At 70.9% G+C, this 17703-nt stretch carries 18 protein-coding genes; 6 read left to right on the top strand and 12 right to left on the bottom strand.

The window, feature by feature from the left end; translation table 11 throughout:
- Positions 1-237: 237 nt before the first annotated feature.
- Positions 238-870, bottom strand: a complete 633-nt coding sequence (locus ACPPVO_RS07285; protein ID WP_360369107.1) for a DUF4126 domain-containing protein — start codon at positions 868-870, stop codon at positions 238-240.
- Positions 871-929: 59 nt separating this feature from the next.
- On the opposite strand from ACPPVO_RS07285, the gene nucS reads away from it, so the two are divergent.
- The gene (gene nucS, locus ACPPVO_RS07280) at positions 930-1589 is read left to right on the top strand and encodes an endonuclease NucS (protein ID WP_426510484.1); all 660 of its coding nucleotides are present in this window, start codon (positions 930-932) and stop codon (positions 1587-1589) included.
- 408 nt (positions 1590-1997) lie between these two features.
- Here nucS and ACPPVO_RS07275 read toward each other — a convergent pair whose 3' ends face one another.
- The gene (locus ACPPVO_RS07275) at positions 1998-3971 is read right to left on the bottom strand and encodes a protein meaA (protein WP_426510483.1); all 1974 of its coding nucleotides are present in this window, start codon (positions 3969-3971) and stop codon (positions 1998-2000) included.
- A gap of 83 nt (positions 3972-4054) precedes the next feature.
- Between ACPPVO_RS07275 and ACPPVO_RS07270 the strand changes: the two genes are divergently transcribed.
- From ACPPVO_RS07270 to ACPPVO_RS07260, 3 genes are all read left to right on the top strand, one after another.
- On the top strand, positions 4055-4882 hold the full coding sequence (locus tag ACPPVO_RS07270; RefSeq protein ID WP_426514562.1) for an ABC transporter ATP-binding protein: 828 nt from the start codon (positions 4055-4057) through the stop codon (positions 4880-4882).
- Positions 4879-5664 carry an ABC transporter permease gene (locus tag ACPPVO_RS07265; RefSeq protein ID WP_360369098.1) on the top strand — a complete coding sequence of 262 codons (786 nt, stop codon included), beginning with the start codon at positions 4879-4881 and terminating at the stop codon, positions 5662-5664. The genes ACPPVO_RS07270 and ACPPVO_RS07265 overlap by 4 nt, the downstream gene beginning before the upstream one ends.
- Before the next feature lie 403 nt (positions 5665-6067).
- A complete protein-coding gene (locus tag ACPPVO_RS07260) occupies positions 6068-7861 on the top strand; it encodes an ATP-binding protein (protein WP_426510482.1) in 1794 nt (597 codons plus the stop codon).
- Here ACPPVO_RS07260 and ACPPVO_RS07255 read toward each other — a convergent pair.
- On the bottom strand, positions 7846-8697 hold the full coding sequence (locus tag ACPPVO_RS07255) for a 3-hydroxyacyl-CoA dehydrogenase family protein (protein WP_426510481.1): 852 nt from the start codon (positions 8695-8697) through the stop codon (positions 7846-7848). The genes ACPPVO_RS07260 and ACPPVO_RS07255 overlap by 16 nt on opposite strands.
- 90 nt (positions 8698-8787) lie before the next feature.
- On the opposite strand from ACPPVO_RS07255, the gene ACPPVO_RS07250 reads away from it, so the two are divergent.
- Complete coding sequence (locus ACPPVO_RS07250) at positions 8788-9084, top strand: hypothetical protein (RefSeq protein WP_426510480.1); 297 nt, start codon at positions 8788-8790, stop codon at positions 9082-9084.
- 10 nt (positions 9085-9094) lie between these two features.
- On the opposite strand, the gene murA is transcribed toward ACPPVO_RS07250, so the two are convergent.
- Entirely contained in the window at positions 9095-10378 is a 1284-nt protein-coding gene (murA, locus tag ACPPVO_RS07245) for a UDP-N-acetylglucosamine 1-carboxyvinyltransferase (RefSeq protein WP_426510479.1), read from the bottom strand.
- Between the two features lie 28 nt (positions 10379-10406).
- On the opposite strand from murA, the gene ACPPVO_RS07240 reads away from it, so the two are divergent.
- Complete coding sequence (locus ACPPVO_RS07240) at positions 10407-10979, top strand: cob(I)yrinic acid a,c-diamide adenosyltransferase (protein ID WP_360369083.1); 573 nt, start codon at positions 10407-10409, stop codon at positions 10977-10979.
- 6 nt (positions 10980-10985) lie between these two features.
- On the opposite strand, the gene ACPPVO_RS07235 is transcribed toward ACPPVO_RS07240, so the two are convergent.
- From ACPPVO_RS07235 to atpE, 8 genes are all read right to left on the bottom strand, one after another.
- Positions 10986-11441 carry a DUF2550 domain-containing protein gene (locus tag ACPPVO_RS07235; protein WP_426510478.1) on the bottom strand — a complete coding sequence of 152 codons (456 nt, stop codon included), beginning with the start codon at positions 11439-11441 and terminating at the stop codon, positions 10986-10988.
- 16 nt (positions 11442-11457) lie between these two features.
- The gene (locus tag ACPPVO_RS07230; protein ID WP_426510477.1) at positions 11458-11739 is read right to left on the bottom strand and encodes a F0F1 ATP synthase subunit epsilon; all 282 of its coding nucleotides are present in this window, start codon (positions 11737-11739) and stop codon (positions 11458-11460) included.
- Positions 11740-12011: 272 nt separating this feature from the next.
- On the bottom strand, positions 12012-13445 hold the full coding sequence (gene atpD / locus ACPPVO_RS07225; protein ID WP_426510476.1) for a F0F1 ATP synthase subunit beta: 1434 nt from the start codon (positions 13443-13445) through the stop codon (positions 12012-12014).
- On the bottom strand, positions 13445-14371 hold the full coding sequence (locus tag ACPPVO_RS07220; RefSeq protein WP_360369071.1) for a F0F1 ATP synthase subunit gamma: 927 nt from the start codon (positions 14369-14371) through the stop codon (positions 13445-13447). The genes atpD and ACPPVO_RS07220 overlap by 1 nt, the downstream gene beginning before the upstream one ends.
- 3 nt (positions 14372-14374) lie before the next feature.
- The gene (gene atpA / locus ACPPVO_RS07215) at positions 14375-16012 is read right to left on the bottom strand and encodes a F0F1 ATP synthase subunit alpha (RefSeq protein ID WP_426510475.1); all 1638 of its coding nucleotides are present in this window, start codon (positions 16010-16012) and stop codon (positions 14375-14377) included.
- Between the two features lie 41 nt (positions 16013-16053).
- Entirely contained in the window at positions 16054-16875 is an 822-nt protein-coding gene (locus ACPPVO_RS07210; RefSeq protein WP_426514561.1) for a F0F1 ATP synthase subunit delta, read from the bottom strand.
- Positions 16872-17417, bottom strand: a complete 546-nt coding sequence (locus ACPPVO_RS07205; protein WP_426514560.1) for a F0F1 ATP synthase subunit B — start codon at positions 17415-17417, stop codon at positions 16872-16874. The genes ACPPVO_RS07210 and ACPPVO_RS07205 overlap by 4 nt, the downstream gene beginning before the upstream one ends.
- Before the next feature lie 35 nt (positions 17418-17452).
- Positions 17453-17677, bottom strand: a complete 225-nt coding sequence (gene atpE / locus ACPPVO_RS07200; protein WP_223101581.1) for an ATP synthase F0 subunit C — start codon at positions 17675-17677, stop codon at positions 17453-17455.
- Positions 17678-17703 lie beyond the last annotated feature (26 nt).

Below are 17703 nucleotides of genomic sequence, written 5' to 3'. Positions count from 1 at the left end.
CCCAGGTCAAGCCAGCGGCTCACGACGGTTGCGGCCCAGGTCAAGCCAGCGGCTCACGACGGTTGCGGCCCAGGTCAAGCCAGCGTCGCGTTGGGGGCGGCTGGAGCCGAGCCAATGGCGGGCGGCGGTTCAGGCCGAGCCAGCGGCTCGCGGTGACTCGGGTCGAGCCGACGGCGAGGCACGGTTCCTTGCGGCACAAAAAGAGGCCGGGCGAGTCGTCGACCCGCCCGGCCTGGGCTATTGGGTCGGGCGCCACCCCTGAGCCGCGGCCCATTTCGCGGCCGCCTTCTCCTGCTTGCGCCTCTTCCGGCGCCGCATCAGCCAGCCGAACGCCAGGAAGAGCGCCAGCAGGAAGACCAGCACCAGGATCGGCAGGACGATCGCGATCACCGAGAGGAACACGCTGAAGAAGTCCTCGATGGTGCTCACGATCGGGGCGCCGAAACCGACCGTCGTGGCGTTGATGACCGGGCGCGACGCGGCCTTCATGCCGTGCACGCCCAGCGATATCGCGCCGCCGACGACTATGGGTACCCATTGATGGCTCGTGAAGAACGAGCCCGGATCGCTCACCGTGACCGTCTGCGAGCTCGACGCGGCGCCGAACGCCAGGCCGCCCGCGGTCGGGCGGATGAACGTCTGGATGACGTCGTTGACGTGGTCGAGCATCGGTACCTTGTCGGCCACGAACTCGATCGCGAGCAGGACCGCGACGATCGCGAGCGTCCAGCCGTTCTCCATCCACGACCAGTTGGACGGGAGCGTGATCATGTCCGTGTACCGCGCGAGCAGGCCGATCGCCAGCAACGGGATATATGCGTTGAGCCCGGCCGATGTGGCGAGGCCGAGACCCGTCAATGACTCCAACACCCCATCAGCATGACATCGGGTTGCCAGTCCCACCCGGCGAGCGGGTTAGGCTGTCCGCCGTGCGTCTCGTCATCGCCAAGTGCTCGGTCGACTACATCGGCCGGCTCACGGCCCATCTCGCGCCCGCGACCCGCCTGCTGCTCATCAAGGCCGACGGGTCGATCTCGATCCACGCCGACGACCGGGCGTACAAGCCGCTGAACTGGATGAGCCCGCCCTGCCGGCTCGAGGAGTCCGAGGGCCTGTGGCGCGTGGTCAACAAGGGCGGCGAGGAGCTGCGGATCACGATCGAGGAGATCCTGCACGACACCTCGCACGAACTGGGCATCGACCCGGGCCTGGTCAAGGACGGCGTCGAGGCGCACCTGCAGGAGCTGCTGGCCGCGGCGCCGCAGACATTGGGGGCGGGGTTCACGCTGGTCCGCCGCGAGTACATGACCGCGATCGGCCCCGTCGACCTGCTCTGCCGCAACGGCGAGGGCGCGACCGTGGCGGTCGAGATCAAGCGCCGGGGCGAGATCGACGGGGTGGAACAACTCACCCGGTACCTCGAGCTGCTCGGCCGCGATCCCCTGCTCGCGCCCGTCACGGGCATCTTCGCGGCGCAGGAGATCAAGCCGCAGGCGCGCGTCCTGGCCGAGGACCGCGGCATCCGCTGCGTGGTGCTGGACTACAACGCCCTGCGGGGCGTGCAGAAGGACGAGCTGACGCTGTTCTGACACCGATCCCGACCCGAACGCGGGATCGCGTCGGCTCCCCCATATCCCCCGTCGGGGTATAAATCCGAAATGTCGCGGCGCGGAGCGCCCGACATTTCGACCGCCCGCCCCGACGCAGAGCACTCAAGGACCGACCGAAGCACCCGACACCGCGAGACCGTCCACAGCAACGCGAGGCGGCTCGCAGCGCGAAACGGTCCAGCAGTCCGACCGCCCGCGCCGCCGCAGAGCGCCCAATGCCGGGCGAATCGCCCGAAACCGCGAGACCGCGAGACCGTCCACAGCAACGCGAGGCGGCTCACAGTGCGGAACGATCCAGCAGTCCGACCGCCCGCGCCGCCGCAGAGCGCCCAATGCCGCGCGAATCGCCCGACACCGCGAGACCGTCCACAGCAACGCGAGACCGCCTCAGAGGTTGTGGGCCTCGCGCACCACCGTCACGAGCTCGTTCACCACATCCGTGATCGCGAAGTCCTTCGGAGTGAAGACCCGCGCCACCCCCGAGGCCCGCAACTCCTCAGCGTCCCCCGGCGGAATGATGCCCCCCACCACCACCGGCAGGTCGCCCAGCCCCGAGGCGCGCAACCCCGCCAGCACCGACGCCACCGCGGCCAGGTGGGAGCCCGACAAAACCGACAACCCCACCAGGTCCACGTCCTCCTCCACCGCCGCCGCCACGATCTGCGCCGGCGTCAGCCGGATCCCCTGGTACACCACCTCGAACCCGGCATCCCGCGCCCGCACCGCGATCTGCTCGGCGCCGTTGGAGTGTCCATCCAGCCCGGGTTTGCCGACCAGCATGCGCAGGCGGCCGGTGCCGAGGTCGGCGGCGGTTCGGCGTACGCGCTCGCGTACCGCATCCAGGTTCCCCGCCGGCGCCGAGATCGCGGCGCTCAGGCCGGTCGGGGCGCGGTACTCGCCGAAGACCGACCGGAGCGCCCCCGCCCACTCGCCCGTGGTCACCCCCGCGGCAGCGCACGCGAGCGTCGCCTCCATGAGGTTGCCCGAGCCGGTCGCGGCCGCGCTCAGGGCGGCCAGCACCGCGGTCACGTCGCCGCGGTCGGCGCGCCACCGCGCGATCGAGGACACCGCGGCCTGCTCCACCGCGGGGTCGATCTGCTCGACCAGGAAGCCGGTCAGCGGCGAGGGCTCGGTCTCGGTGAAGCGGTTCACGCCCACCACCACGTCGTCGCCGCGCTCCATGCGGGCACGGCGCTCGGCCAGGGAGGCGACCAGGGCGCTCTTGAGGTACCCGGACTCGACGGCCGCGACCACCCCGCCCATCTCCAGCACGCGGTCCAGCTCCTCGGTCGCGCCCGCCACGATGCCGGCGACGAGCGCGTCCATGACCTTCGAGCCCTCGAACAGGTCCGGGTACTCCAGCAGGTCCGACTCGAACGCCAGCACCTGCTGCATGCGCAGCGACCACTGCTGGTCCCACGGCCGCGGCAGGCCGAGCGCCTCGTTCCAGGCCGGCAGCTGCACGGCGCGCGCCCGGGCGTCGCGCGAGAGCGTCACGCCCAGCATCTCCAGCACGATGCGCTGCACGTTGTTCTCCGGCTGGGCCTCGGTCAGGCCGAGGGAGTTGACCTGCACGCCGTAGCGGAAGCGGCGCGCGGCCGGGGCGGCGACGCCGTACCGCGACGCCGTGAGCCGGTCCCAGAGCAGCGTGAACGCGCGCATCTTCGCCGTCTCCTCGACGAAGCGCACGGAGGCGTTGACGAAGAACGAGATCCGGGCGACCACGTCGCCGAAGCGCTCGGGCGGCACCTGGCCCGAGTCGCGTACCGCATCCAGCACGGCGATCGCGGTGGCCAGCGCGAAGGCGACCTCCTGGACCGGCGTGGCGCCGGCCTCCTGCAGGTGGTACGAGCAGATGTTGACCGGGTTCCAGCGCGGGCAGTTCGCGACGGTCCACGCGATGGTGTCCGTGGTCAGGCGCAGCGACGGGCCGGGCGGGAAGATGTGCGTGCCCCGGGAGAGGTACTCCTTGACGATGTCGTTCTGCGTCGTCCCGGCCAGGCGCGCGATGTCCACGCCGTGCTCGCGGGCGCAGGTGACGTACAACGCGAAAAGCCACATCGCAGTCGCGTTGATGGTCATCGAGGTGTTGGCGCGCTCGAGGTCGATGCCGTCGAAGAGCGCGCGCATGTCGCCGAGGTGCGCGACCGGCACGCCGACCCGCCCCACCTCGCCGCGGGCGAGCTCGGCGTCGGGGTCGTAGCCGGTCTGGGTCGGCAGGTCGAACGCCACCGACAGGCCGGTCTGGCCCTTGGCCAGGTTGCGGCGGAACAGGGCGTTGGAGGCGGCCGCCGAGGAGTGGCCGGCATACGTGCGCATGACCCACGGACGGTCGGGCTCGGCCAGCCGCTCAGCATCCATGCCGCCCACCCTACTGAAGGGTAACTACGGGTCGGCGGTGAAAGTTGTCACCACCTATAGTGGTCGCCGTGGCGGATGCGATCATGGTGCGCGGCCTGCGCAAGGCGTACGGCAAGGCGGTGGCCGTCGACGGGGTCGACCTCGACGTCCGCGACGGCGAGGTGTTCGCGCTGCTCGGGCCGAACGGGGCCGGCAAGACGACGACGGTGGAGATCCTCGAGGGTTTCCGGCACCGCACCGCGGGCGAGGTCTCGGTGCTGGGCATCGACCCGCAGCACGGCGACGCGGCCTGGCGGGCCCAGGTCGGGGTGGTGCTGCAGAGCACCGGCGAGTTCGACGACCTGACCGCGCGCGAGGTCGTGCACCACTTCGCGAACTACTACCCGTCGGCCGCCGACCCGGACGAGATCCTCACGCGGGTCGGGCTGTCCGAAAAACAGAATGCCCGCACTCGTACCCTCTCCGGCGGCCAGAAGCGCCGGCTCGACGTCGCCCTGGGCATCGTCGGCCGCCCCCGGCTCCTGTTCCTCGACGAGCCGACCACCGGCTTCGACCCGGAGGCGCGCCGCGAGTTCTGGGGCCTCATCCGCGACCTCGCCGGGGCCGGCACCACGATCCTGCTCACCACGCACTACCTGGACGAGGCCGAGGCGCTGGCCGACCGCGTGGGCGTGCTCACCGGCGGCCGGCTCATCGCCGTCGACTCGCCCGCCCGGCTCGGCGGCCGCGGCGAGGGCGGCGCCACCGTCGCCTGGCACTCCCCCGACGGGCCCCGCAGCGAGCGCACCGAGGCCCCGACCGCCGTGGTCGCGCGCCTGGCCGAGCAGTTCGGCGGCGAGGTGCCGGGCCTGACCGTCACCAGACCCAGTCTCGAGGATGTGTACCTGCGGATGATCGGCGCCGGCGAATGAACACCCTGCGGCTCGGCCTCCTGCGCGGCGGCCTCGAGATCAAGCAGTTCCTGCGCAGCCGCGAGTCGGTGGTCTTCACCCTCGCCTTCCCGCTGATCCTGCTGTGCGTGTTCGGCGCCGTCTTCGGCGGCGAGATCGCGCCCGGGGTCACGTTCACCCAGTACTTCGCGGCCGGCATGATCGCCGCCGGCCTGCTCGCGACCGGGTTCCAGAGCCTGGCCATCCAGATCCCGATCGAGCGCGAGAAGGGCATCCTCAAGCGCCTGCGCGGCACGCCGATGCCCCGGGCCGCCTACTTCATCGGCAAGATCGTCATGGTGCTGGCCATCGGCCTCGTGGAGACGATCCTGCTCGTCACGGTCGCGGCCCTCTTCTTCGGCGTGAAGCTGCCCGCCACCGGGGAGAAGTGGCTGACCTTCGTCTGGGTGGCGCTGCTGGGCATCACGGCCTGCACGCTGTGCGGGATCGCGTTCTCCTCGCTGGCCCGCTCGGGGCGCAGCGGCCCGGCCGTCGTGACGCCCGTCGCGATCGTGCTGCAGTTCATCTCCGGCGTCTTCTTCCAGTACACGGACCTGCCCGGCTGGATGCGCGCGATCGCCTCGGTCTTCCCGCTCAAGTGGATGACGCAGGGCATGCGCTCGGTGTTCCTGCCCGACTCGTTCGCGGCCCAGGAGCCCTCGCACGCCTGGCAGCACGGCATGATCGCGCTCGTGCTGGGCGGCTGGATCGTGCTGGGGCTGATCCTGTGCCTGCTGACGTTCCGCTGGACCGAACGCGACTGAGGCGCGCGGCGCCAAAAAGGACCGAACGCGACCGAGGCGCGCCGCGCCAAAAGGACCGAACGCGACCGAGGCGCGCCGCGCCAAAGGACCGAACGCGACCGAGGCGCGCCGCGCCAAAGGACCGAACGCGACCGAGGCGCGCCGCGCCAAAGGACCGAACGCGACCGAGGCGCGCCGCGCCAAAAGGACCGAACGCGACCGAGGCGCGCCGCGCCAAAAGGACCGAACGCGACCGAGGCGCGCCGCGCCAAAGGACCGAACGCGACCGAGGCGCGCCGCGCCAAAGGACCGAACGCGACCGAGGCGCGCCGCGCCAAAGGACCGAGCGCGACCGAGGCACGCCGCCGCAAAGGGTCAGCCAACGGCAAAAGGCTTGAACCGGGCCTTCCGGTGCCGATCAGCGTTGGGTGACGGGTCGGCTCGGCAAGGCGGTCCGCCAGGTCGGCTGGGCCGGTGTGCTGGCAGCAGCCGCGAGCACCTCTTCACCATCTTCACGCGCCCGCTGGACGACTCGACCATCCTGCCGGCCGGCACCGACCTGTCCCCGGTGCCCGAGCCGACCGCGGCGCTGTGGGAGGCGCGGCGCTCCGGCGAGGCCGCGGTCTCCGACACGTACGTCCTGCTGCGCGACCGCGGCCTGCCCGCCGACCGGCAGCAGCTGTCGTTCGTGCTCGCCGCCCCCGCGTACGGCGATCCGACGCCGGACGGGCGGCGCGAGTTCAAGGGCTGGGTCGTGCTCGGCCTGCGCGGGCAGGACTTCATCGGCGGCGTGCTCACCCGCGCGACGCAGGGGCAGGCCGACGCCGAGCTGTGGGCGCAGAACGGCGGCGGGCAGGAGAGCCGCGTCGCCCGGCTGCACCAGGCCGGGCAGCACCCGGACATCCACCGGGACCTGCACGTGCAGATCGCCAACCGGGAGTGGCGGCTGGTCGTCTCGGCCGACTCGGCCCGGCTGGGCCGCTCGGCGCCGATCCTGCCGCTCGTCGTCGGGCTCGGCGGCGCCCTGCTCACGCTGCTGGTGTGCGCGATGCTGTGGGCGCTGGCGGGCGCGCGGGGGCGGGCCGAGGACCGGGTCGTGACCGCCACCGCGGATCTGCGCGCCGCCCAGCGCACCACCGACAACCGGGTCGCGCTGCTCAACGGCGTCCTGGAGCGGATCAGCGACGGCGTCGGGGTGGTCGACGGCAACGGGAGGTTCATCGTGCACAACCCGGCCGCGCAGGCGATGCTCGGGCGCGCGCTGGACGGGGACGCGCCGGAGGAGTACCGCTTCTTCCGGCCCGACGGCGTCACCCCGTTCCCGGCCGGCGAGCTGCCGCTGGTGCGCGCCCTCGCCGGCGAGTCGACCGACCGCGTGGAGATGGTCCTGCGCAGCCCCGACCGCCCCGACGGGGTGTTCCTGTCGGTCAGCGGGCGGCCGCTGGACGCCGACGGGCAGCGCGGGGCGATCGCGGTGTTCCACGACATCACCGACGCCCGGGAGCGCGAGGCCGACCTCGCCGCGTTCGCCGGGATCGTCGCGCACGACCTCAAGAACCCGCTCACCGTCATCGGCGCGCACGCGGAGATGGGCCCGCGACGCGCTGCCGGAGCGGCCGGACCAGGCCGCGGAGAGCCTCGAGCGGGTCGGGTCGGGCGTGGTGTGCATGCGGCGCCTGATCGACGACCTGCTCGCCTACGTGACCGCGCGCGACGCGGCCCTCAAGCCGTGCGAGGTCGACCTGGCCGGGCTCGTGGCCGACGTCGTCGCGGAGCGGGTCGGGCATCTGCGGGTGCCGCCGGATGTGTACGTCGGGATGCTCCCCGCGTCGTGGCGGACCCGGCGATGTTGCGGCGCGTGCTCGACAACCTCGTCGGCAACGCGCTCAAGTACGTACAGCCGGGCCGCGTCGCGAAGATCGACATCAGCGCCCAGCCGGCCGGCCGCGGCTGGATCCGCGTCGAGGTCGCCGACCGCGGGATCGGCATCCCCGACGCGGACAAGCCGCACGTGTTCGAGTCGTTCCACCGGGCCCACGCCGGGCAGTCGTACGGCGGGACCGGCCTCGGCCTCGCGATCTGCCGCCGCATCGTGGACCGCCACGGCGGCATGATCACGGTGACCGACAACCCCGGCGGGGGCAGCCGGTTCGCCTTCACCGTCCCCGGCGCGCTACCCGTGGTGGCCGCGGCGGCGGACGTTCACGAGTACGTGTAGAAGCCCTGCCCGCTCTTGCGCCCGAGATCCCCGGCGATGACCATGCGGGCCAGCAGCTCCGGCGGGAAGAACTTCGGGTCGTCGGTGTCGGTGTGGATGTTCTTGGCCGCGTGGTACAGAACGTCGACGCCGGTCAGGTCCGTGGTGGCCAGCGGGCCCATCGCGTGGCCGAAGCCGAGCTTGCACGCCAGGTCGAGGTCCTCGGCGCTCACCACGCCGCTCTCGACCAGCTTCACCGCCTCCACGACCAGCGCCGCGATCAGCCGCGTGGTGACGAAGCCGGCCACGTCGCGGTTGACGACGATGCACGTCTTGCCGATCTCCTCGGCGAAGGCGCGGGCCGTCGCCAGCGCGGCATCGCCGGTCTTGTACCCCCGGACGAGCTCGCACAGCTTCATCACCGGTACCGGGGAGAAGAAATGGGTGCCGACGACCTGCTCGGGGCGCCGGGTCGCGGTGGCGATCTGGGTGACCGGGATGGCCGAGGTGTTCGTGGCCAGTACGGCGCCGTCCTTGCAGATGCGGTCCAGCGCCCGGAACACCTCCTGCTTGACCTCGAGCTGCTCGAAGACCGCCTCGACGACGATGTCGGCGTCGGCGGCCGCCTCCAGCTCCGTCGTGGGCGTGATCCGACCGAGCGCCGCCTCGACGTCGCCCTCGGCGATGACGCCCTTGCTCGCGAACTTGCCGAGGCTCGCGCGGATGCCGCTCAGGCCGCGCTGGACCGCCTCGTCGTTGAGGTCCCGCAGCGTCACCTCCCACCCGGCCTGCGCGGCGACCTGGGCGATGCCCGCCCCCATGAGCCCCGCTCCGATGACCGCAAGACGACCCGCCATAGCTCGTACCCCTTTGCCTTCCACGTCGTCGTGAACGCTGTTGACCTTATCCGGCTCCGCTGCGTGATCACCTGATGGCAGACTGTCAAGGTGCCCCTCATGTACCTCGCGGGCTGGGCCGCCTCCGCCGGCGTACTGGCCGCGCTGCTGCTCATCATCCGCCTGCTGAAGTACGGCAGCCCGGTCCCGGCGCCTCGCCCCTCGACCGACTACGGCCTGCTGCGCACCGTGTCGATGGTGGGCGACCTGGCCTTCGCCCGGGAGGTACGCGACCGCCTGCGCCACTACGGCGTCCGCGCGACGCTGGCGACCGGCCCGGACGGCATGGTGCGCATCCTGGTCTTCGCCGACGAGCTGGACCGCGCGCGGCGCCTGATCAGCTCCTGAGGTCGCGGGCTCAGAAGTCGAACTGGTCCGGCGGCGCGGCCGACCGCTCGACCTCCACGCCCAGGGCCCGCAGGTCGGACTCGAAGCTCGGGTACCCGCGGTCGATGTGGTGCACGTGCCGGATCTCGGTCACGCCGTCCGCGCACAGGCCCGCGATCGCCAGGCCCGCCCCCGCGCGGATGTCGGTCGCGGTCACCGGGGCGCCCGACAGGCGGTCCTTGCCGCGCACGACCGCGTGGTGCCCGTCGGTGCGGATGTCGGCGCCCAGGCGGGACATCTCGTTGATGAACATGAAGCGCCCGTCGAAGATGTTCTCGGTCACCAGCGACGAACCCTCCGAGACCGCCGCGAGACCGACCGCCATCGGCAGCAGGTCGGTCGCGAAGCCCGGGAACGGCAGCGTGACCACGTCGACGGCCTTCGGGCGGGACGGCATCACGACGCGGAAGGTGTCCGCGGTCGTGGTCACGTCGCCGCCGGCGGTGACGACCTTGTCCAGGGCGATCTCCAGGAACGCCGGGTCGATGCCGTGCACGGTCACGTCGCCGCGGGTCATGGCGGCGGCGAAGGCCCAGGTGCCGGCCACGATCCGGTCGCCGACGGTGCGGTGCTCGACCGGGCGCAGCTCCGGCACGCCCTGGATGACCAGGCGGGAGGAGCCGGCGCCCTGGATGTCGGCGCCCATGTCGGTCAGCATGCGGCAGATGTCGACGATCTCCGGCTCGCGGGCCGCGTTGTCGATCTCGGTGCGGCCGTTGGCCAGGACCGCGGCCATGAGCAGGTTCTCGGTCGCGCCGACGCTCGGGAAGTCGAGCCAGATGGTCGCGCCGTGCAGCTTCGGGGCGGTGGCGATGACGAAGCCGTGCTCGCCGGAGATGTCGGCGCCCATCCGGCGCAGGCCCTCGACGTGCATGTCGAGGCCGCGGGAGCCGATCGCGTCGCCGCCCGGGTGGGCGACGCGCACGTGGCCGCGGCGGGCCAGCAGCGGGCCGAGCACGCAGATCGAGGCGCGCAGCCGGCGCACGAGGTCGTAGTCGGCCTCGGTGCCGAGCTCGTCCGGCACGTCGATGACGACGCGGTCGCCGTCCTGCTCGACCTCACAGCCGAGGCGGCGCAGCACCTCCGCCATGATGGCGATGTCGGTGATGCGCGGCACGTTCGTCAGCACGCTGCGCCCGGTCGCCAGCAGCGCCGCCGCCATCAGCTTGAGCGCCGAGTTCTTCGCCCCGACGACGGATACGTCGCCGGCCAGCCGGGCCCCGCCCATCACACGGATCACGTCCACGTCCGCCATCGTAGGGGCATTCCGTACCGTGAAAACCATGGCCATTCACCTCACGCGGATCTACACGAAAACCGGCGACACCGGTACCACGGGACTGGGGGACTTCTCGCGCGTGTCGAAGACCGACCCGCGCCTGGTCGCGTACGCCGACGTCGACGAGGCCAACGCGGCGATCGGCGTCGCGCTGGCCCTGGGCGCGCTCGACGAGCGGATCGCGACGGTGCTCCGGGCCGTGCAGAACGACCTCTTCGACGTCGGGGCGGACCTGTGCAACCCCGTCGTGGCCGATCCGCCGCACCCGCCGCTGCGCGTCACGGCCGCACAGGTGGAGCGGCTGGAGCAGTGGTGTGACGAGTTCAACGAGGAGCTGCCCAAGCTGGACTCCTTCATCCTGCCCGGCGGCACCCCGGGCGCCGCGCTGCTGCACGTGGCCCGCACGGTGAGCCGGCGCGCCGAGCGCAGCGCCTGGGCCCTCTGGGAGGTCGACGCCCGGCGCACCAACGAGATCGCGCTGCAGTACCTCAACCGCCTGTCGGACCTGCTTTTCATCCTGTGCCGCACCGCCAACCCGGGCGGCGACGTGAAATGGGTCCCGGGAGGGCAGCGGTAGACGGCTTCAGCTGGCTTTGTAGCGGTACGGGCGCGTCTCCGGGGTCGAATCCCCCGGCGGCGCCGCCTCTACCCAGGAGAGGAAGCCGGTCAGTGCGCGCTCGGCCATCGCGATCTCGACCGGGGCCTGCCGGCTGACGCAGCGCACGATCACCCAGTCGGGCGGGAGCACGAGCAGCTCGGCCGCGTCCGGGGTGCGGCGGCGGTCGACGGCGAGCCCGCGCCGCGAGAGCACCCGGCGCGGGCCCGGCCAGAAGCTGAAGATGCGGTACCACCGCAGGTCGTCGCCGGCGAACCGGGCGAGGCCGGCCGACCAGCCGCGGCCCGGGATGATCGTGCTCAGGCGTACGCCGAGCTCGATGGTGCCACCCTTGCGGGCGATCACCAGGCGGCGCAGGAACAGCAACGCCAGGGCAGCCAGCAGGATCAGGACCGCGATGCCGATGCCCTCGACGATCCTCACCTGCGCCGCCCGCTCGTCAGTGCGCTGAGGACGCGGAGGCGGGGGTGCAGCTCTCGGCAAGGACCGTCACGCCGGTGCCGGTGACGGAGATGAACCCGCCGGCCACGTCGTAGGCGAGTTCCTGGCCGCCCTGCTTGATACGTACCTGGCCCTCCTCGGCGAGCTGGCCGAGGAGCGGTTCGTGGCCGTAAAGGACGCCGAGCTCACCCTCGGTCGTGCGCGCGACGACCATGTCCGCGTCGCCGGACCAGACTTTCTCCTCGACGGCTACGAGCTCGACGTACAGCTGCCTCGCCACGCTAGTTACTCCTCGTGTGCGCGATTCGGTTTGGACGAGTCTAGTCAAAGATCCGACGCGCCGAGCAGTGGGCCTCACCACGTTGGCACACCTGGTGAAGCGCCATTGCGGCGCCGGGCGCGGAGCCTCGGCTCGAACACTTCAGAGCGTGACGCACGTCACCGCCTCGCGAAGTGGCTTTGCCGAAAATTTCAGATGTTCGTAAGCAAAAGAGAAGGCGCGCCACCGCCCGGCGACGCGCCCTCCCAAAACCGGCGAAAGACCGACGAAGGTCAGTCCTTCATCAGTTCGTGCGCCTTCTTCTCGAGGTCCTCGAGGCCGCCGCACATGAAGAACGCCTGCTCGGGGAAGTGGTCGTACTCGCCCTCGCTGATCTTCTTGAACGACTCGATGGTCTCCTTGAGGGGCACCGTCGAGCCCGCGACGCCGGTGAACTGCTCGGCGGCGTAGGTGTTCTGCGACAGGAACCGCTCGATGCGACGGGCGCGGGCGACCGTCACCTTGTCCTCTTCGGACAGCTCGTCCATGCCGAGGATGGCGATGATGTCCTGCAGGTCCTTGTACTTCTGCAGGATCCGCTGCACCTCGCGGGCGACCGTGTAGTGCTCGACGCCGACGAACTCCGGCGCGAGAATCCGCGAGGAGGACGCCAGCGGGTCGACGGCCGGGTAGATGCCCTTGTCCGAGATCGACCGCTCGAGGTTCGTGGTCGCGTCGAGGTGGGCGAACGTGGTGGCCGGCGCCGGGTCGGTGTAGTCGTCGGCGGGCACGTAGATCGCCTGGAGCGAGGTGATGGCCTTGCCCCGCACGGAGGTGATGCGCTCCTGCAGCAGGCCCATCTCGTCGGCCAGGGTCGGCTGGTAACCGACGGCGCTCGGCATACGGCCGAGCAGCGTCGACACCTCGGAGCCGGCCTGCGTGAACCGGAAGATGTTGTCGATGAAGAGCAGCACCTCCTGGTTCTGCACGTCACGGAAGTACTCCGCCATGGTCAGCGCGGACAGCGCGACCCGCAGACGGGTGCCCGGCGGCTCGTCCATCTGGCCGAAGACCAGCGCGGTCTTGTCCAGGACGTTGCCCTCGGCCATCTCCAGGATCAGGTCGTTGCCCTCGCGGGTGCGCTCACCCACGCCGGCGAAGACCGACGTACCACCGAAGTTGCGGGCGACACGGGTGATCATCTCCTGGATGAGCACCGTCTTGCCCACGCCGGCGCCGCCGAACAGGCCGATCTTGCCACCGCGCACGTACGGCGCGAGCAGGTCGAGGACCTTGATGCCGGTCTCCAGCATCTCGGTCTTCGGCTCGAGCTCGGCGAACTTGGGCGCGTCGCGGTGGATCTCCCACCGGTCGGTGATCTCCAGCGTCGACGGGTCGGCGTTGAGGACCTCGCCGAGGGCGTTGAACACGTGGCCCTTTGTCACGTCGCCGACCGGCACCGAGATGCCGGCGCCGGTGTCGCGCACCGCCGCGCCGCGGATCAGGCCGTCGGTGGGCTGCATGGAGATGGCGCGCACCATGTTGTCGCCGAGGTGCTGGGCGACCTCGAGCGTCAGCGTCTTGGTGCCTCCGGAGAGGGTCACGTCGACGTGGAGCGCGTTGTAGATGTCGGGCATGTTGTCACGCGAGAACTCGGCGTCGACGACCGGGCCGATGACCCGGACCACGCGGCCGGCCGCGGTCTTCGTGTCTGCTGGTGCAGTCATCACACATCACTTCCCGTCGCTGCCAGCGCGTTGGCGCCGCCGACGATCTCGCTGATTTCCTGGGTGATCGCCGCCTGCCGCGCGGAGTTCATTTCGCGGGTGTACCGCTTGAGCAGATCGTCGGCGTTGTCGGAGGCGCTCTTCATGGCACGCCGGCGCGCGGCGGACTCGCTGGCCGCCGAGTCCAGCAACGCCGCGAAGATCCGCGTGTTGATGTACTTCGGCAGCAGCGCCTCGAGCAGCGCCTCGGCCTCCGGCTCGAACTCGTAGGCCGGCAGCGGCCCGCTGACCTCCTGCTCCTCGACCTCCATCGGCGCGACGATCCGCGCCACCGGGGTCTGGGTCATCAGGGAGCGGAACTGCGTGTGCACCATGTAGAGCTCGTCGATGCCGAGGACGCCGTCGGGGCCCGGGCCGTCGACGGAGTCGTCGGCGCCGCTGACGAAGGCCTGGATGAGCGTCTCGCCGATCTCGGCCGCGTTGTCGTACCGCGGCTGCTCGGAGAAGCCCGTCCAGCTCCCGGCGATCTCACGGCCGCGGAACCGGTAGTAGCCGACGCCCTTACGCCCGGAGACGTACAGCGCGACCTGCTTGCCGTCCTGGCGCAGCCGGGCGATCAACTGCTCGGCGGTGCGCAGCGCGTTGGCGTTGTACCCGCCGCACAGCCCCCGGTCGCTGGTGACGATGAGCACGCCGGCCCGGCGGACCGGGTTGCGCGGCACCAGCAGCGGGTGGTCGACGTTCGCGTTGCTCGCCAGTGCCGTCAGCACGCCCGTGATCGCCTCGGCGTAGGGCAGGGAGGCGGCGACCCGCTCCTGCGCCTTGCCGATGCGGCTCGTGGCGACGAGCTCCTGCGCCTTGGTGATCTTCTTGGTCGACTTGACCGTGCGGATCCTCCGGCGCAGTGCCTGTACCTGACCGGCCATGCGTCAGCCCGACTTCCGGACCTGGCGGGTGACGGTCTCGCGGCTCTGCTCGCCCTGGAGCGCCTTGGCCGGCGCCTCGTTGACGGTCGCGTCGTCACCCTTGGCCGAGAAGACCTGCTTGAACGAGTTGATCGCCTCGGTCAGGCCGTCGATCGTGTCCTTCTCGAGCTTCTTGCTCTCGGCGATCGTGTCGAGCAGCTCCTTGCGGCTGGAGCGCAGGTGCTGCAGGAACTCGCTCTCGAAGCGGCGGATCTCGCTCACCGGGATCGAGTCGAGCTGGCCGGTGGTGCCGGCCCACACCGAGACGATCTCCTCCTCGACCGAGAACGGCGAGTACTGCGGCTGCTTGAGCAGCTCGACCAGGCGGGCACCCTTGTCCAGCTGGGCGCGGGAGGCCTTGTCCAGGTCGGAGGCGAACGCGGAGAACGCCTCGAGCTCGCGGTACTGCGCCAGGTCGAGCCGCAGCCGGCCGGCGACGTCCTTCATGCCCTTGACCTGGGCCGAGCCGCCGACCCGCGACACCGAGGTGCCGACGTTGATGGCCGGGCGGACGCCCTGGTTGAACAGGTCGGACTCCAGGAAGACCTGGCCGTCGGTGATCGAGATGACGTTCGTCGGGATGTAGGCCGAGATGTCGTTGGCCTTCGTCTCGATGATCGGCAGGCCGGTCATCGAGCCCGCGCCGAGCTCGTCGGACAGCTTCGCGCAGCGCTCGAGCAGGCGCGAGTGCAAGTAGAAGACGTCGCCCGGGTAGGCCTCGCGGCCCGGCGGGCGGCGCAGCAGCAGCGAGATCGCGCGGTACGCCTCGGCCTGCTTGGTCAGGTCGTCGAAGACGATCAGGACGTGCTTGCCGCCGTACATCCAGTGCTGCCCGATGGACGAGCCGGTGTAGGGGGCGAGGTACTTGAAGCCGGCCGGGTCGTTCGCCGGGGAGGCGACGATGGTGGTGTACTCCATCGCGCCCTGCTCTTCGAGGGTGCCCTTGATCGAGGCGATGGTGGTCGCCTTCTGACCGATGGCGACGTAGATGCAGCGGACCTGCTTCTTCGGGTCGCCGGACTTCCAGTTGTCGCGCTGGTTGATGATCGTGTCCAGCGCGACCGTGGTCTTGCCGGTCTTGCGGTCACCGATGATCAGCTGGCGCTGGCCGCGGCCGATGGCGGTCATGGCGTCGATCGCCTTGATGCCGGTCTGCAGCGGCTCCTTGACGGGCTGGCGGGCCATGACGTTCGGGGCCTGCAGCTCGAGCTCGCGGAAGCCTTCGTTGGCGATGTCGCCGCGGTCGTCGATGGGCTCGCCCAGCGGGTTGACCACGCGACCGAGGAAGGCGTCGCCGACCGGCACCGAGAGCACGCGGCCGGTCCGCTTGACCTGCTGGCCCTCCTCGATGCCCTCGAACTTACCGAGGACGACGACGCCGATCTCGCGGACGTCGAGGTTGAGCGAGACGCCGAGCGTGCCGTCCGCGAACTCGAGCAGTTCGTTGGCCATGGTGGAGGGCAGGCCCTCGACCTGGGCGATACCGTCGCCGGCGTACGAGACGACGCCGACCTCCTCGCGGGAGATCTTTGAGTCAACGGACGAGACGTAGCGCTCGAGTGCGCCCCGAATGTCGTCCGAGGAGATGGTCAGCTCGGCCATCCTCAACCTTCTATCTGGAGTATCAAGCTTCGGGGTAATGGTTACTTCGAGAGCGCCGTCTTGGCCTCGGCGAGACGCCGGGCGACCGTGCCGTCGTAAAGGTCGGAGCCGACCTTGACCCGCACGCCTCCGATAATGCGCGGATCGACATCGACCTTGAGTGAGACCTCCCGACCGTACAGCTCCGCCAGACGGTCGGCCAGGCGCTGCTCCTCCGCGTCGCTCAGCGCGACGGCGGTGGTCACGTAGGCGACCGACCGGTCCCGCTTCGCGGCGGCCAGCTCGACCAGGCGGCCGAGCGAGCTGTCGAAGCCACGCCCGCCGAACCCGGAGACCGCGAGCTGCGCGAGGCCGAGCGTGGCCGGCTTGGCCTTGCCCTTCAGCAGGCCCGCCACCAGCTCCGAGCGGGCCTCGGCGGGCGCGGTCGTGTCGCTCAGGGCACCGGCGAGCCGCGAGTCGCCCGCGACGATCTGGCTGAAGCGGAAGAGCTCGTCCTCCACGTCGGCCAGGTCTCCGCTGCGGTCGGCGGCCGACAGCAGCGCGTCGACACCGAGCCGCTCGACGCCGTCGAGCAGTGCGCCCGGGCCGGACCAGCGGCCGGTCACGAGCGTGCTCAGCAGGCCGGCGGTCTCGGCGCTGACCTTGCCCGACAGGATCGAGCCGATCAGCTCCGCGCGGTCGGCCCCGGAACGGCCCGGGTCGGCCAGCGCCCGGCGCAGCCGCGGCTCGCGCCGCAGCAGCCCCGCGACCGCGAGGATCTCGTCGGCGACCTTGGCGATCGCAGCGACGTCAGCGCTCGCCGAGAACTCGGCGAGCTTGTCGACGGCGGCCCCGTAGGCCTCGCGGTTGATGTTTTCCATCAGCGCCGCCCGGCGGCGCCGGCCGCGTCGCCGTCGCCGATCTCCTCGAGGAACCGCTCGACCGTGCCACGGCGGCGGGCCTCCTCCTCGAGGGATTCGCCGACGATACGTCCGGCCAGGTCGACGGCGAGCGAGCCGATCTCGGCCCGCAGCTGGCGCACGATGGTCTGGCGCTCGGTCTGCAGGGCGTCTCGACCCGCGGCGATGATGCGGTCGCTCTCCTCGCGGGCCTTGGCGAGGATGTCCTCGCGGATGCCCGTCGCGTCGGCACGCGCCTCGTCACGGATGCGCGCCGCCTCGGTGCGGGCCTCGGCGAGCTGCTCCTTGTACTGCTGGAGCAGCCGGTTCCCCTCGGCCTGCGCCTCTTCGGCGCGCTTGATCCCGCCCTCGATCGCGTCGACGCGCGCCCGGAAGGTCTCCTCCATACGCGGGAACACGAACTTCATGAGCACGAAGCAGAGAATCGCGAAGGCGATGCCGCCGACGACGATCTCCTGCCAGATCGGAATGATCGGGTTGTGCTCGGCTTCTTCAGCGAAGATCAGCATGGGAAACCTCCCGGCTGGAATCGAAGGGGAGGTTACTTGCCGAACACGAAGCCGAAGGCGATACCCAGCAGGGCGAGCGCCTCGACCACGGCGAAGCCGAGGAACATGTAGGTACGGGTGAGGCCGGCCGACTCGGGCTGACGCGCGGTCGACTGGATGTACGACGCGAAGACGATGCCCACGCCGATACCGGGGCCGATCGCGGCGAGGCCGTAACCGACCGCGGCCATGCTTCCGGTGATCTCTGCCAGAGCCATCTGTGAATCCTCCTGGGATCTCGCGT

This window comes from Dactylosporangium sp. McL0621 (genome assembly GCF_049995355.1).
Lineage (GTDB): Bacteria > Actinomycetota > Actinomycetes > Mycobacteriales > Micromonosporaceae > Dactylosporangium.
Note: the sequence above shows the minus strand (reverse complement) of the source record. Positions and strands in the feature narration are given on the sequence as shown.